The sequence below is a fragment of the Pseudosulfitobacter pseudonitzschiae genome (assembly GCF_900129395.1).
GTDB lineage: Bacteria > Pseudomonadota > Alphaproteobacteria > Rhodobacterales > Rhodobacteraceae > Pseudosulfitobacter > Pseudosulfitobacter pseudonitzschiae.
In genome coordinates this window covers 59480-73738 of sequence record NZ_FQVP01000014.1, presented here as the reverse complement: position 1 = coordinate 73738, position 14259 = coordinate 59480, and the positions used below count along the sequence as shown (strand labels likewise).

The following is a 14259-nucleotide window of genomic DNA, read 5'->3' as shown; positions in this document are numbered from 1 at the left end:
CTTCCAACCCGAAACCCGCCAGCGCCTTCAGGACGTCTGGGCCAACCCCTTGGGCTTCGTGGTGACCTCCTACCGCGTCGACGCCGAGACCCTGGAGAACTGACCAAGATGAAATCCCTGCCCGCGCTCCTCCTGGCGCTTGCCCTTCCTGTTGCCGCCCTCGCCGAGGCCACGCCGCAAGGCGGTCCGCTCGACATCCGCATCCGCACCGCCGTTTATAATGAAAACCAGGTCTACCGGATCGAAACCGATCTTCGACATTCGACGACGATTCATTTCGGGGCGGGCGAGCGGTTCGAGGCGGTGATCGTCGGCGACACCGAGAGCTTCCAGGTCGATCCGATCCCCGAACTTGGCAATGTGCTGACGATCAAACCACATGTGGCGCAGGCCTCGACCAACATGACGGTCATCACCAACCGACGCACCTACTCTTTCCATCTGCGCGAGGGTTCGATTCCGAACCGCACCGGAATGTTCTTCGAGGTGCGCTTCCGTTACCCCGACGAGGAACGCCGCGCGACGGCGGCTACCCAGCCCAAGGGCATTGAGGCGCCGCGCAACTACAACTACCGCGTCTCGGGCGAGGGCGACTTCCGCCCCAGCCATATCTATGACGACGGGCGCTATACGTATTTCGTCTTCCCGGAGAACGGTCGCCAACCCGCCCTCTTCAAGGCCGATGACCAGGGCCGTGAGCGCACCGTCAACTGGACCCAACAAGGCAACACCGTCCGGGTGCTCGGGGTGAACACCTACTGGACGCTGCGCATCGGCGACGAGGCGATCTGTGCTATGCGCGACGAGAGCGCCATCTACGTGAGCAACTGACCATGGCCGATCAAACCCCTCCCGATCTGCAGGACCGTCTCGATCAATTCAGCCAGCGCGGTAAATCCAAACGCCGTGGCAACAGCCTTGGGGTCGGTGCCTTCGCCGCCGCCCTCGCCCTTGGCGGTGCCGGGGTCGCGTATTTCCTGGCCACCGGCCTGCAGGAGGGCGACAGCGCACTCGAGACCTCCGATGTCGAGACCTTCCAGGACCGCCGCCCCGGCACCGGCGGGCGGCTGGAGTTTCCACCCGACGAGACCGAGCAACGGGTCAATGACGCGCTGATCGCCGTCGAGGAAGCACTCGACGTGCCCGCGGCCCCTGCCCCGGAACCGAACGCCGAAGTGCTGGCCGAGATCGCCAAACTCCGCGAAGCTCTCGCCGCCAGCCAGGCCGCCCGCAACTCGGAAATCCAATCCGCCGTCGCGGACCTGCGCGAAGCCTTCGACGAGCAGAAGGCAGCACTCGAAGCAACGCTTGCCGCAAAAGAAGTTGAGCTTGCCAACCTGCAGCGCCAGACCGAGTCCCGTATCGCCGGGTTGCAAGCCATGCTAGATGCCGAACGGGCGCAGCGGGAAGGGCTCGAGGCCGAGCTCGACCGTGAGGGGCTGATTGCTGACCAGCGCCTGCTCGAGGAACGCCGCAGGCAAGAAGAGGAACAGCGTCAGCGCGAGGCCGAGCGGATCGCCGAAGAGCTTCTGACCGCGCAGATCAAATCCCCCGCCGTGGTCTATGCCGACGGTCCGCGTGGCGGCCAAAGTGGCGCGGCGGTGGCCGATCCGGCGGCCGCAGGCACCGGGGGACCCGTGCTTTCGGGCAATGAGCAATTCCTGCAGACCGCCCGCCCGCTCGAGGTGCAGGAAGCCACCCGCCTCGCTTACCCTGAGCGCACCCTGACCCAAGGGTCCGTCATCCAGGCGGCGCTCCAGACCGCCATCAACAGCGATCTGCCCGGGTCTGTCGTCGCGGTCGTCTCTGAGCCGGTTCCGGCGTTTTCAGGGCACCAGATCCTGATCCCCCGGGGTTCCCGCCTTTTTGGCCAATACCGCTCCGGGATCGAGATGCACCAGAAGCGCATCCTCATTCTCTGGACCCGTGTCCTGACCCCGGATGGCACCTCGATGGAAATCGCCGCCGTGGGCGGAGACCAACTCGGTCGCTCGGGGCTAACTGGTCTTGTCGATACGAAGTTCGCCGCGCGCTTCGGGGGGGCGGCGCTGATTTCCGTGATCGGGGCGGCGCCTGCAGTGGCAGCCAAGAGCAGCAACAACGAAACCACCAGCATCGTCCTGGGCGATGTCGGCAGCGACCTGCAGGACGCGGTCGGGTCCGTCATCGCCGATCAGGTCTCGATTGCGCCCACGATCTATGTCGATCAGGGGGCCTCGGTCACCGTGCTCGTGGACAGAGATGTGGTGATTTACTGATGGAGCAGGCGTCACCAGCCTCCTACCTCGAGCGCTATCTTGACCCGTTCCGCGACCTCTTGCGGCGCGACGACGTGGTCGAGATCGCGATCAATCCGGACGGCAAGGTCTGGCTCGAGGTTGCGGGCGACGCCACCATGCGCCACGAAGGCCAGACCGTGGATCGCACCACAGCCCTCAACATGGCCCAGACCATTGTCGGCGATGCCAAGGCCCGCGTTTCTGAAAAGAACCCCCTTGTCTCTGGCAAGGTGGAATATGCGGGCCGCCCGCTTCGGGTCCAGGTCGCCGTACCGCCCACCATCGATCGCGGGGCTTCGATCACCATCCGCCTCTTCGCCTCAGGCAGCGTCCGGGACTACGCCCCGGCCTATCTCTTCGGCAAGGCCGTCTCGCTCGATGCGCTCCGCGCCGAGAAGATGAAGAACATCTCCACACTCGCCGAAGAAAACCTTAAGGCAGCACTTCAGACCCTGGTCAAGGCGCGGCTCAACGTCTTGATCAGTGGCGGCACCTCGACCGGCAAGACCACTTTCGCCCGCCATCTCCTGACCCATGTCAGTGAACACGAGCGGCTGATCACCATCGAGGACGCCTTCGAGCTCTTTCCCGGCCAGCCGAACACCGTCGCTCTTCTGGCCGACCGCGGCGCCGGTTCGCAACGCAGCGCCAACGCCCTTCTCCAAGCCTCCCTCCGCATGCGCCCCGACCGGATCATCGTCGGCGAGTTGCGCGGTGCCGAAGCCCTGACCTATCTTGAGGCGATCAACACCGGCCATGGCGGGTCGGTGTCGACGATCCACGCCGAAACCGCGGAACTCGCCATCGACCGGCTGGCAATCATGGTGCTGCAGGCCGGGACGCCGCTGATATTCGCCGAGGTGCGGGAATACATCCGGAAGTCCATCGATGTGATCGTCCAGCTGGGGCGGGCCGAGGGGAAGCGGGGGATTACGGAGTTTTATTTGCCGAGTAGGTGAGGCGTCGCGCCTATGGAGTGGAATGTCGCCATTCCATGATACGATACAACGGTTTCCCAACGAACCGGTACAGCCTCCTATTGCGCCTCAAGAAACCTCATAATTTTTATCCGACGCTCAGAAAGAAAGGCCCCATAGCCTTCCAGCAGCCCGATATCGCTCACTTCACACTCGGAACTCGGGCGCCCCTCTTCGACTTTCTTTAGGGCCCGCTCAACCGACGGAGGCCGAGCGTCGGTAGACATAAGTCGATGCGCGAGATCGACATCCATCGCCTGCACCAACTCGGGTGCGAGTGCAGAACGGCATTCAAAGTGGCAAATGCGCAGCGCTAGTTCTTTGAGTCGGTCATCTTCGAAGGACTGTGCGATTGCGTGCCGTTCGCTCCAAGGAGCGCTGTGGAACCGATCACACAGCGTAGCGTCGTTCCGACTTGAAAACTTGGTGTACAACATCTCTTCAACATGACCTGGCTCAGGATACTGCGCACGGTTTTCTGAGAAGACTCGCTCGATTCGAGTTTTGAGCCCCTCGTCTTCCACAATTCGCGCGGCCCGATCCTCTAATTCTTCGCATGAGGTGCCCACGAAAAATTCCTCGGATGCTTCCCAAAGTGGCATCATTGTCGGACCTGCGTTTGATCGAACTCTCCGGATTGGGCGTGGTGGGCTCAATAACCAGCTTGCCAACTGCTCATCTGACATTGATGCGAGCTCTTCGATTGGCTCGACCAAGCTCAAGCAAAGCATGCCATTTGGTTGGTCGGGTTCATTTGCAACGAAAACTACAGGAGTGTGATATGCTCTGTTTCCATAAAACTCCGTAAGTACGAAGGGTTCGTCCGACGTAACAAAATCGGCAACCGAAGCTTTGTTGGAGAAACGCACAAACCTTCGCCAAAGATCCGGGCTCAGCTTCTTCACAAGACGGCAGAGCTCAAGCGTTGTTTGTGTGTCGAACATTGCATCGTGTGCCTTGAGCACTGCAATTCCGTTGGCCGCTGCAATATCATGCAAGCGGAAGCTTGGATCACCTGAGTCCTTGAGCGGCACGCGTAGGGCGTTGTCACCAGACGCCGAGCAGGACAAAGCGAGTGACATAACGTCATTCCGAGCGTTCCCATGAAGGCTCGTAAGGTAGGGAGGGTGCAATGTTCGATACAACGCATGGCGAAGAAACTCTTCGTCAAATCTTATGGAATTGTATCCTAAAAAAATGGCTGGAGACCAAGACAGCAGCCGCTCATTCAAATCCCGCATCATTTGATAATGGGTGGAAAGATGCTGGTCTGTCAGTGCTTCAATTGACAAACCGTTGGCAAGCATCGCCTGAACGTCCGGAACAACATTCGGATCGATTCTTGATCTCAATTCGAACCGATCGGTTTCGTTGAGGTCATTGTCTGTTCTGACGGCTGCAAATTGAACGATCTGATCGAAACCAGCGTGCAAACCAGTAGTTTCAGTGTCAAAAAATATGAACGACATGTGGCCACCAAAATCACATGAGGTTGGCCAGCCGGTATTTCATTGCAGACACGCTGACCCGAAATTTCTTGGCGAGCTTCTCGACCTTGGCCTCATCATCCAAATCCAAGCCCTCTTTGCCACAAGCATCCAGCAGTAGTTGGTGAGGCATTAGAAGTTCCGACGCGAATGTATTCGCTTCGACCTCCAACGGGTCTGTGCCTTGCGAAGATACTTGATCGCGCCTCAATGCCCGCAACCCCTTGGAAAGGTGAACTTCGCCATGCAGTCTTTCCTCATGCAATACGTGATGAGCCAGCTCATGCGCCGCCGAAAACCTTTGTCGATTGGGATGGTGCAAAGCGTTTACCCCGATCATCGAAACGCCGTCTTGGCTATAGGCCATACCCGATAAGTCCTCATCCAGAGGCGCGTAATCAAGCACTATGTTCCGGCTCTTGATAATGCGCTCTACGGGAACTGGCGCTCGTTGAATATTGTGCTCTTCAAGTATTCTGCGCGCCGCCGTGATTGCTCGTTCTTTGTCCGCACTCATCGTCCGGTACTCTGCTTCGCGCCCTGTTTCAAAGCGTTGCGGATGAGTTGCTCTACACCTGCCTTGCTGGCCTCAGACAGTTTCTCGCTAGTACGCATTTGCGGTTCTTCCTCCCTATTCTGACCAATACTCAGAGGAGGTAGCAGGTCAGATAACGAAGACACTTCGAGTGCGTTGGCTATCGAATAAAGGTGATGGAGGCCAACATTCTGCTGACCGCGCTCTATGTTCGCAATCGACGCACGCGAGAGCCCCGTTTTCTGAGCGAGCTCCAATTGGGTCATGTTGCCTTGCTGCTTCCTTCTGGTCGCCACTGCACGACCGAACGCCCTGTGTATCAGTTCCCTTGACATGCGCTCCGTTACCATTTTTGTCATTGCCGTGTCAATATCTCAAACATCATGTTTGTATTTTCAACATTTCATTCTGTCGTTGTGCTTGTATTGACAACACGCGGTTAACCATCCATCCTAAGTATGACCAACAAGAATCGGGCACTGGAAACGAAAGGGGCAGATCATGGCAAACCAGGGAAAAGGTGGCGGCGGATACCGCAGCGCGAAGTCGGGTCGCTACGTCACGAAGACATACGGGAAATCGCATCCACGGACGACTATCCTAGAGGCGCCCGGAAAGAGTGGGTCCACGGGCGGGAGCTACCGAAGCGCTGTAAGTGGTCGTTTTGTGACGGCGAAGTACGGGAAGGCCAACCCGAAAACTACTGTGCGCGAAAGATAGCAATCTCGCCTTGGAAACCTCCTCGCGGAGTAGATGGGCAGAAGCACATACAGGAGAAGACATGGGAACTAGGGAGTTGAGCAGATGCTAGAATTCAGACGCAACGGGCGCAAAATGTCGAGCCAACAGTTCTTTGACGGCATCAAGAAGGATATGCTTGCCAAGGCCGAAGGCGAGGTGGAGCGACGCCTGCGAACCCTTTGTGATCCCGAAACAGGTCAACCAGTTAAGGTCACCAAGCAGGTTCGAAATGGCAAGGCGACTTGGAATGTCGAAGGTTCGCCAAAAGCCATCGCAGAAGCAAAGAAAATCATGGGCGCAAGCTGAGGCCAAGCCCTGCGATCGGGCGGTCTTGGTGTGTGTTTCCAGAAGAGAAGTTGAGGTCAAATGAGCATTTCCGACGATTTCAAAGCGTTTTTGGAAAACATCCAGGTCGATAACGCCGAAACTATTTCGCTACGGTACGGCGAGGTTACAGCTGCCCTTAACAAGCAGTTCCGAGATACCGAATCCAAGACAGCAAACAGCCTCCAAGTTGGATCCTACGGACGGTGGACCGCCATCAAGGGTGTGTCTGACTTGGACATGATTTACATCATGCCCGCCGGAAAATGGGACGACTATAAGAACAGTGGTCAGACCAAGCTGCTCCAAGACACCAAAGAAGCTATCAAGCGTCGCTATCCGTCTACAACGGTACGTGTGGACCGTTTGGTTGTTCGCGTCCTTTACAAGGACTTCCACATAGAAGTGATGCCAGCGTTCAAGCAGGATGATGGTAGTTACAAATACCCAGATACCGCGAATGGCGGATCGTGGAAGATCACTAAGCCGCAGGCAGAAATTGATGAAATGCGCGAGGCCAACAAGCGCAAGAACCGCAACCTTCGTCGACTTTGTAAAATGGCGAGGGCGTGGAAAAACAAACACGGTGTCGCCATGGGCGGACTATTGATCGATACCTTGGCGTACAATTTCCTAGAATCGACAGACGAATACGACGATCGAAGCTATTACTATTATGACTGGATGTGCCGGGATTTTTTCAAGTTTCTGGCCGATCAACCGAAGCAATCCGAATACGCCGCATTGGGTAGTCGGCAACGAGTGCGGGTCAAGAAGCGCTTCGAGACGAAGGCCAAGAAGGCCTATGACTTGTGCGTTAAGGCAATCGAGGCCAGCGGTCAAAAGAATGAGCGCCAAAAGTGGCGTGACGTATTCGGCAATGCCTATCCGGCACCTGTGACGAAGAGCGCAGCGGGAGAGTCCGCAGCGTATTCCCATGTCTTTAGAGACACTGAACAGTTTGTTGAAGACAGGTTCCGTGTCGATATTCGCCATCATCTTCGAATCAACTGCGAGGTTACTCAGAATGGGTTCCGCCCTACGATGCTCCGTGAGCTACTAGAAGGGTACGGTATCCTCCGACCGCAGAAAGAACTTCGGTTTTTTCTTTCCGACACATCGGACCTGCCAGATGATATTGAGCTGTACTGGAAAGTCCTGAACCGAGGTGACGAAGCCGAGCGCCGCGATATGATCCGGGGTCAGATCGTGCGCGACGACGGACGCGGCGAGCGTCGAGAAACGACAAATTTCCGCGGCGATCACCTCGTCGAGTGCTACGCCGTCAGCCGTGGCGTTGTCATAGCAAGGGACATGATCCGTGTACCGATCCGTGTGCGAGACGCCGAGGACGAAGACTATGCAGCCTGACTACGATGTCGCATTTGAAGACCAAGTCAGGGAATGCTTCGGACGTGTGGTCTATACCCACAAGACCCATGAACGTATGGCCGATCATTGCGCGGCTACTTTGCGCAGATACAAGATGGCCCAGATCGCGCTCTCAGCACTTACCAGTGCCGGCGCAGTCGGGGTCATAGCAAGTGACCAGAAATGGGTAGAGATCGCGACCGTCGTGGTCTCTTTCCTGACGCTGTTCGTAGCCGCTTACCTAAAAAACTTCGACCCAGGCGCCATCGCCCAAAAGCACCGCGACGCAGCTGCAAAGCTCTGGAATGTCCGTGAGTGTTATCTTTCGCTTCTGACGGACCTCGTAAGGCTTGAGCACGAAGCAGCAATCGAGCGTCGTGACGAACTGCAGGCGGCTCTCGCAGCCCTTTATGCAAGCGCACCACAGACTGACGGTAAGGCATACCGGGAAGCGCAACATCGACTGAAAAAGCTAGAAGATATGACCTTTTCCGACGATGAAATCGACTGCTTTCTTCCTTTCTCCCTAAAACGGTCAGGCGGACGTCCCAAGCCAATCGAAATTCGTCCGAGCGAAGGCAAAAGCTAAATCATGGCGAAGAACATATGCATATTCTCGGACGGAACCGGCCAGATGGGTGGCGCCAGGCCGGACCAACGGCTATCGAATGTCTACAAAATGTATCGAGCCATGCGTCCCGGCCCAGATTCACCAATTGGCCCGAAGGACCAAGTGGCCTTTTACGACCCCGGCCTGGGAACGGGAGAGCGGGGCGGATTTTTCGGCCGGATCAAGCCGATTCTTGAAAGCGCCGTCGGAACTGGCATCGACCACAACATCATCGATTGCTACGAGCAGATCATTGCCCATTACGAGCCCGGTGATCGCGTGCTGCTGTTTGGGTTCTCTCGCGGAGCCTATACGGTCAGAGCACTGGCAAACGTTATGAACCTCTGCGGTGTTCCGACGCAGATGCCGGATGGTTCGCCGGTCCCGCGTCACGGTCTCGGATTGCGCAAGATCGCCAAGGACGCTGTAAAATTCGTGTATAATCACGGTGCTGGAAAACCGCGCGGACAAGATCCTTATTTCAAGAACCGTGAAGAGCTCGGCAAACGATTCCGCAAGAAGTATTCGAGCTTTCCCATTGAAGGTGAAGACAACCAAGGCAACGTTCAGCCTACCTTCATCGGGGTCTTCGATACGGTGGCATCACTGCGAACGGCAGTTGTCCGCACCTTGGTCTGGGGCGTCACGTTCGGGGTCGGGTCGGCTTTTGCCACCGGCGTTGCATTCGGGTGGTCTTGGCTTTTGGTTGTTCCACTCGGCGTCCTACTAGTAGCGCTTCTTTTGCAGCTTGGTTCCCTGTTGCTCGACAACTTCAAATATTTCTCGGACGACCCCGAGCACAAACTGAAGCTATGGCGCCCAACCGATTGGCCGCAGATTCTCAAGACGGGTCATTTCGCGGCTTGGAACAAGCGCAACTACGACAAGTGGCTTGATCCCGATGTCCAACACGCCCGTCACGCCATGGCGATCGACGAAGACCGTGCTGACTTTCCAAGGGTCGGATGGGCATCCAAGGCGGCCGCGATTGAGACCAAAGATCGAGAGCCGAAGTGGTTGAAGCAGGTCTGGTTCCCCGGCTGCCATAGCGACATCGGTGGAAGCTATCCCGAGGCAGAGTCCCGCCTGAGCGATATCGCCCTCGATTGGATGGTCGACGAATTGAAAGACTGCGTGCCGTCGATCCAGATCAACGAGAACGTCTTGAACCGCTCCCCTGACCCTCTGGGTTTGCAGCACCGCGAAGACGCGATGGTAGCATTTGGCCCCCTCCGCATCCGCTGGAAGAAGGGAATTCGCGCAGTTGGCGACGACTTCCCGCTCCATCCTTCAGTCGAAGAGCGCATGCGTGCCAAGGCCGTCGCCCAGTGTGGCGAGGTCAAGCCCTACCGACCTGCCCAGTTGAAAGAACGACGCGACTTGAAATGCTACTACGACGAATAGGGGACCAATCGACCACGCTCACCCGCCCAACAACTCCTCGATAAAGCTCTCCTGCCGGTCGAGCGCCGCCTCCCATTCCTTCGGCACGGCCGCTTCCCGCTCGAGCGTCTCGGGCTCAGGCTGCCCGCGCCCGGCCTCCATTGTCCTCACGCTCATAGCGCGCGCTTCGCGACGCTGCGAGCGATCCCGGACAGGCGCGCGTTCGACTGGCTTCAACGGCTCATCCGCGCCGGCTTCGTCACCACCGTCACCGCCCCAGGGCCCCACGCCCTGCACACTCGGCGGATAGGGGAACGGCTTGCCCTCCTGGCGGGCCTGCATCTCCTTGAAGAAGGGATCGTCGTAATACTTGATCCGGCTCGCCTTGATCGGATGCTGGGGCGAGGCGAGGATGATCACCTCGTCGGGATCCATGAGGCGCGCTTCCGTCTCGGAAAGCAGAGGCCGTTCTTCCAGCCGTGCCGAGGTCGAGGTCGCGCCGAGGAAACCTTTGTTACGCCCATACATCCTGGTGACCGCCTCGCGGGTCGTGCTGCCGACGGCGGCGGAGACCTCCTTCACGGTGCGCTGGTCGCGAGGCGTGATGTAGAGCTTGAGCCCTGCCCCGTTCTCGAGGCTCTCACGGCCCTCGGGTCCGTAGATCCGGTCGAGCGAGGCGAGCGACTGCGCAATCATCGCGACGCGGCCACCATAGCTCGCCAGCGAATGGATCGCGCGTTCGAGATAGGGCATGGCCCCCATCTGCTGAAATTCGTCGATCATCATCATGACCGGCCAAGGCTCATCCGGGCCCGGCTCGTTCAAGCGGATCGAGGCGATGAGGTCGGCGAACATCAGGCGCAGGAGCGGGGCGAGGGTGGCGATGTGATCCTCGGAGACCGCGATGTAGAGCGACTGCGGGGTCTTCCTGAACGTCGAGAAATCGAAGTCACTCGCCTCGGTCGCCGAGCGCACCGCCGGGTTGTCCCATTGCTTGAGACCGGCTGTCATCAAGGCTTGAATGTTCGAGGTCAGCAGGCGCGATGAGGCTGAGGCCGCGTTGGTCCAGAGCTCGCGCAGGATGTCCTCCTCGGCCTCGTCCGCATAGGTCTTGTATTGGGCGTTCTTGTATTCACCACCCGCGACGATCTTGTTCACCTCGCCAAGGTTCGGCGTGCCGCGCTGGATCGCCAGCAGGCAAGCCGCGACAAAGATCGACTTGCCAGCCTCCGAGAAGGTGTCGAGGGTCTTGTTGTCCTTGTCGAGGAAGAGATCGGCCAGGATCGAGACCTCGGTGAAACGCTGCGCGAAGCTCGGGGCCTTCGCGATCCGCGCGAGCGGGTTGTAGCGATGCGTGGCATTGGCCCAATCAAACGGGCTGAAGCGATAGACCTCGTCGCCGTTCAGTGCCCGAAGCCGCGCAGTCTTCTCGAAGTTCTCGCCCTTCACGTCGAGCACCACGACCGAACCCGCAAAGCTCAGAAGATTCGGGATCACGAAACCCACCCCTTTACCCGCTCGGGTCGGGGCCACCATCATCACATGCGGGATCGTGGTCGAGGAGATGAATTCGGCCTTCGAGGTCGGGGCGCCGAGCTTGCCACAGATAAAGCCCTTGCCCGGCGCCTGCAGCATGTCGTTCTTTTTCAGCTCCGCCTTGGTCTGCCAGTGGGCCGAGCCGTAATCGTCGCGCTCCTTCTTCCAGGTCCAGGCGAGCGCCAGCGCGCCGAGGCCGATGGCTCCAAAACCGACGGCACCGAAGCCCACCTTGAAGGCCTCGGGGTGCGCCGCGCGGGTGCCGGCGCTAGCCTTCCAGAGCGCCAACATGTCGAAGCTCTGAAACCCGGTTTTCAGGGCCAGGGTCAGGTAGAAGGCGGCGACGATGGTGCCGATGACGGCGCCGCAGATCACACCGAAGAGGAGCGCGGCCCAGAGAGGAAGTGTCTTGGTCATGGTGGTCATCCCCCTCAGAATTCCATCTCGTCATCGAGACCGCGGTCCCGACCGAGATCACGTCCCAGCTCCTGGGCCTCCTGCTGCCCGCGCAGTCGTGCAACCTCGGTCGCCTTGTCCTGCTGCAATTCGGCGGCACGGTCGGTGAAGACCTGGTCGCCGGTCTCATCGAAGGTCATCTCAAGGAACTCCTGCGTGACGGTGATCTGGTCGAGCTTGCTCGGCAGGGCCGCGTCCAGCACCTCGTAGTTGCCGCGGCGTAGCTCGGCCAAACCTTCCTCACCCAACTCCTTAAAGAGCTCGGATTGCAGGGTCCGCTCGACCGTCTCTTCCTGCTCCTCGGTGAGCTTGCCGTCCCGCAACATGTCGGCGAGGTCCTGAAGGTAGGGATTGGGCGTCCGGTCATCGTCGTCGATGAGCGGCAGTGTCGCCTCTTCCTCATCGGCAAGGGTCCGGCCAATCTCGACGCCCAGTTCTTTCGCGCGCTCCATCAGCGCGTCCATCACGCCATCGACTTTTTCGAGCGCACGATCGAGTTGGTCGTCACTCGCGGTCTCCACGCTGAGACCGTCCTTCGCCAGTACCGCGTTCATGTCCCGCTCGACCCAGTCCTGTGCCATGCCGTAGTTCCGCGTGCCGCCGGCAGTGATCCGGGCTACCAGTTCCTCGCCGTCCATTCCGACCTCCTCGGCGCGCTCGAGCATGTCGCGCAACCCGTCGTCGTTGCCGGACTTCAGCGCGGCGATCAGCACTTCGCTTCCCGCCCCCGGCGGATAGGGTTCTTCGAGTTGCTTGCCGAAGCGCGCGCGCAGCTCCGGGTCAGGCACCATCTGCGAGAGGTCCGCGATGATCGGCGCGGCCTTGGCCTCGAAGGCGGCGCGCTCGGTCGGGTCCAGTTCCTCGGCTTTGAGCCGCAGCGCCTCGATCGTGCGCTCGGAATAGTCGATCGCGTCACCGACGGTCTTGATGTCCTTCATGTCTATCTCTCCTTCGGTGAAGTTCCACGGCGTGCCCGAGCCAAGCCCGTCCGCCATCCCGCGCACGGCGCGCGCCATGTGACGCTGGTCCATCCGGTCCAGCAGGTCGGCGAGGTTCTTGTAGTCCTTGGCGAAGCCCACCACCTGAGCCTGCGCGATGGCGGATTCCTGGGCAGTCATGATGATCTCGCGCGGCAGCCTCGCCTCTTCCTTGGCGCGGTAGATCTCCTCGATACCGGCGGGTTTCTCGAAGATGCCGCGCTCGAGCCGGGTGGTGGCGTCAAGCATCACGCCGTAGCGTTCCGCGATCTCGGCCTGCTTCTCCCGCATCAGCTGCGGCGACATCACGCCTTCGGCCCAGCAAGAGAACCAGGTGCCGTTTTCGACGCCGCGATTGTTCAGGATGATGTGCGCGTGCTTGTGCGCCCGGTCGTCATGGACCGCGAGGACGTAGTCCCATTGGTCGCCGTATTCGCCGCTCTCGAAGAAATGCTCCGTCCAGTCCATCGCGATGTCGCGCACCTGATCGACCGTCACGTCGGTCGGGAAGGACAGCAGCATGTGCGAGGTGAAGCCGAGCTTGGTCGAGCCGCGCCAGGTCCCGGCCCAATCCTCGATGATGTCTTCCTTCTGCTCCTCAGAAAGAACCGTCGCATCGGTCAGCGCATTAGTCATCGTCGAGTAGGTATAGACCGCCTTGTCGTTGATGTAGGATATCTGCGCCCCGAGCGAGGCGCGCGTCTTGCAGCCCCCCGCCCGGATCCGTTTGAACACCGCCGCCCGGCTCTGACCCGACGCCGCCTTCAGCGCGTTGCGCGCCGACAAGGATCCGACGCGCGCGAAACTCCGCCCCTGCCGACGACCCGCCAGCCGCGCGTCGATCCGCGCCGCGGCCTGGCCCCGGATGCGCTCATCCTCCCAGAGCCGGCCCATGACCGAGGCGTAGAGGGCGAGCGGATCAGGCATTCCTGACCAGCCTCAGACGGCCGCCGGTCGCGGGCGGGTCATCCTCCAGAACCGTGCCATCCGCCCCCTGCCCTTCTTCCTTTTCTGGCCACTCTCGATGACGCAGCGCCTGCGCCGCATCCTTCATCCGACCCATGTCGCGGCTCATGGACTGCGCCAGATCAACGAGTTCGATCAGCACCGCACGATCCGCCTCCGAGACCTCCAGCCGACCGCGATGCACCGCCTTGGCGAGCACCAATCCGGCGTCACTCACGTCTTTCGCCTGACGCCATGCGGCGCAGAATTCCGCCACCAGATCACGCGGGACATCGAGGAAACCGCAGCGTCCGCGCAGCACCGCATTGAGCGCCTGCGAACGATTGGCAAAGCCCCGCGCGCGCCACTCCGCATCAAACGCTGCAAGCTCGGACTGGCTCGCCCGAAAGGCCACTGTCTCGCTCGGATCGCGCACCGCGATGCCCTCGCCCGCCTCCTCGTTCGCGAGCCGGTTCACATGACGCGGAGAGATGCCGAACGCCGCCGCCAGGTCCTTCGCGGTCTCGCCCGCCGCGAAGCGCCGCGCGACTTCGATGCGCTCTTCAAGCTTCAGGTTTTTCGCTGGCCTCGGCACAGGTCAGACCCCTCGGACAAAATGTGCAAACATTGGCCATATC

General features: G+C 59.7%; 14 protein-coding genes. 8 read left to right on the top strand and 6 right to left on the bottom strand.

Features of this window, described 5'->3' with window-relative positions; all coding sequences use genetic code 11:
* The 4 genes from BUC08_RS24470 to BUC08_RS22770 form a co-directional block, all read left to right on the top strand.
* Positions 1-103: VirB8/TrbF family protein (locus BUC08_RS24470; protein ID WP_268794422.1), on the top strand; the 103-nt coding region annotated here is incomplete at its 5' end.
* 5 nt (positions 104-108) lie between these two features.
* Positions 109-831 carry a TrbG/VirB9 family P-type conjugative transfer protein gene (locus tag BUC08_RS22780; protein ID WP_040181297.1) on the top strand — a complete coding sequence of 241 codons (723 nt, stop codon included), beginning with the start codon at positions 109-111 and terminating at the stop codon, positions 829-831.
* Between the two features lie 2 nt (positions 832-833).
* Positions 834-2258 carry a TraB/TrbI/VirB10 family type IV secretion system protein gene (locus tag BUC08_RS22775; RefSeq protein ID WP_037931940.1) on the top strand — a complete coding sequence of 475 codons (1425 nt, stop codon included), beginning with the start codon at positions 834-836 and terminating at the stop codon, positions 2256-2258.
* Positions 2258-3238 carry an ATPase, T2SS/T4P/T4SS family gene (locus BUC08_RS22770; protein WP_037931938.1) on the top strand — a complete coding sequence of 327 codons (981 nt, stop codon included), beginning with the start codon at positions 2258-2260 and terminating at the stop codon, positions 3236-3238. Before BUC08_RS22775 ends, BUC08_RS22770 begins: the two co-directional genes overlap by 1 nt.
* 77 nt (positions 3239-3315) lie before the next feature.
* On the opposite strand, the gene BUC08_RS22765 is transcribed toward BUC08_RS22770, so the two are convergent.
* From BUC08_RS22765 to BUC08_RS22755, 3 genes are read right to left on the bottom strand one after another with little or no spacing between them, the layout of a single operon-like run.
* Complete coding sequence (locus tag BUC08_RS22765; protein WP_027246201.1) at positions 3316-4725, bottom strand: exonuclease domain-containing protein; 1410 nt, start codon at positions 4723-4725, stop codon at positions 3316-3318.
* A 13-nt stretch (positions 4726-4738) separates the two neighbouring features.
* Positions 4739-5260 (bottom strand): ImmA/IrrE family metallo-endopeptidase, encoded by a 522-nt coding sequence (locus BUC08_RS22760; RefSeq protein WP_027246202.1) that lies wholly within the window; start codon positions 5258-5260, stop codon positions 4739-4741.
* Complete coding sequence (locus tag BUC08_RS22755; RefSeq protein WP_200796230.1) at positions 5257-5637, bottom strand: helix-turn-helix domain-containing protein; 381 nt, start codon at positions 5635-5637, stop codon at positions 5257-5259. The genes BUC08_RS22760 and BUC08_RS22755 overlap by 4 nt, the downstream gene beginning before the upstream one ends.
* Positions 5638-6082: 445 nt before the next feature.
* On the opposite strand from BUC08_RS22755, the gene BUC08_RS22745 reads away from it, so the two are divergent.
* The 4 genes from BUC08_RS22745 to BUC08_RS22730 are packed head-to-tail and all read left to right on the top strand — an operon-like array spanning position 6083 to position 9728.
* Complete coding sequence (locus BUC08_RS22745; protein ID WP_027246204.1) at positions 6083-6325, top strand: hypothetical protein; 243 nt, start codon at positions 6083-6085, stop codon at positions 6323-6325.
* Between the two features lie 60 nt (positions 6326-6385).
* The gene (locus BUC08_RS22740) at positions 6386-7714 is read left to right on the top strand and encodes an SMODS domain-containing nucleotidyltransferase (RefSeq protein WP_027246205.1); all 1329 of its coding nucleotides are present in this window, start codon (positions 6386-6388) and stop codon (positions 7712-7714) included.
* Positions 7704-8303 carry an SLATT domain-containing protein gene (locus BUC08_RS22735; protein WP_027246206.1) on the top strand — a complete coding sequence of 200 codons (600 nt, stop codon included), beginning with the start codon at positions 7704-7706 and terminating at the stop codon, positions 8301-8303. The genes BUC08_RS22740 and BUC08_RS22735 overlap by 11 nt, the downstream gene beginning before the upstream one ends.
* 3 nt (positions 8304-8306) lie before the next feature.
* Entirely contained in the window at positions 8307-9728 is a 1422-nt protein-coding gene (locus BUC08_RS22730) for a phospholipase effector Tle1 domain-containing protein (protein WP_037931933.1), read from the top strand.
* Between the two features lie 18 nt (positions 9729-9746).
* Here the strand turns inward: BUC08_RS22730 and BUC08_RS22725 are convergent, their stop codons facing one another.
* From BUC08_RS22725 to BUC08_RS22715, 3 genes are read right to left on the bottom strand one after another with little or no spacing between them, the layout of a single operon-like run.
* Positions 9747-11660: a type IV secretory system conjugative DNA transfer family protein gene (locus tag BUC08_RS22725; RefSeq protein WP_037931943.1), complete on the bottom strand. Its 1914-nt coding sequence runs from the start codon at positions 11658-11660 to the stop codon at positions 9747-9749.
* Positions 11661-11674: 14 nt separating this feature from the next.
* Entirely contained in the window at positions 11675-13603 is a 1929-nt protein-coding gene (locus BUC08_RS22720) for a relaxase/mobilization nuclease domain-containing protein (protein WP_037931930.1), read from the bottom strand.
* Complete coding sequence (locus BUC08_RS22715) at positions 13596-14216, bottom strand: helix-turn-helix domain-containing protein (RefSeq protein WP_037931928.1); 621 nt, start codon at positions 14214-14216, stop codon at positions 13596-13598. The genes BUC08_RS22720 and BUC08_RS22715 overlap by 8 nt, the downstream gene beginning before the upstream one ends.
* Between the last annotated feature and the right edge of the window lie 43 nt (positions 14217-14259).

Coding starts and splice junctions, on each gene's coding strand:
- BUC08_RS22780 (WP_040181297.1), top strand. CDS start 109: ATGAAATCCCTGCCCGCGCTCCTCCTGGCGCTTGCCCTTCCTGTTGCC.
- BUC08_RS22775 (WP_037931940.1), top strand. CDS start 834: ATGGCCGATCAAACCCCTCCCGATCTGCAGGACCGTCTCGATCAATTC.
- BUC08_RS22770 (WP_037931938.1), top strand. CDS start 2,258: ATGGAGCAGGCGTCACCAGCCTCCTACCTCGAGCGCTATCTTGACCCG.
- BUC08_RS22765 (WP_027246201.1), bottom strand. CDS start 4,725: ATGTCGTTCATATTTTTTGACACTGAAACTACTGGTTTGCACGCTGGT.
- BUC08_RS22760 (WP_027246202.1), bottom strand. CDS start 5,260: ATGAGTGCGGACAAAGAACGAGCAATCACGGCGGCGCGCAGAATACTT.
- BUC08_RS22755 (WP_200796230.1), bottom strand. CDS start 5,637: ATGACAAAAATGGTAACGGAGCGCATGTCAAGGGAACTGATACACAGG.
- BUC08_RS22745 (WP_027246204.1), top strand. CDS start 6,083: ATGCTAGAATTCAGACGCAACGGGCGCAAAATGTCGAGCCAACAGTTC.
- BUC08_RS22740 (WP_027246205.1), top strand. CDS start 6,386: ATGAGCATTTCCGACGATTTCAAAGCGTTTTTGGAAAACATCCAGGTC.
- BUC08_RS22735 (WP_027246206.1), top strand. CDS start 7,704: ATGCAGCCTGACTACGATGTCGCATTTGAAGACCAAGTCAGGGAATGC.
- BUC08_RS22730 (WP_037931933.1), top strand. CDS start 8,307: ATGGCGAAGAACATATGCATATTCTCGGACGGAACCGGCCAGATGGGT.
- BUC08_RS22725 (WP_037931943.1), bottom strand. CDS start 11,660: ATGACCAAGACACTTCCTCTCTGGGCCGCGCTCCTCTTCGGTGTGATC.
- BUC08_RS22720 (WP_037931930.1), bottom strand. CDS start 13,603: ATGCCTGATCCGCTCGCCCTCTACGCCTCGGTCATGGGCCGGCTCTGG.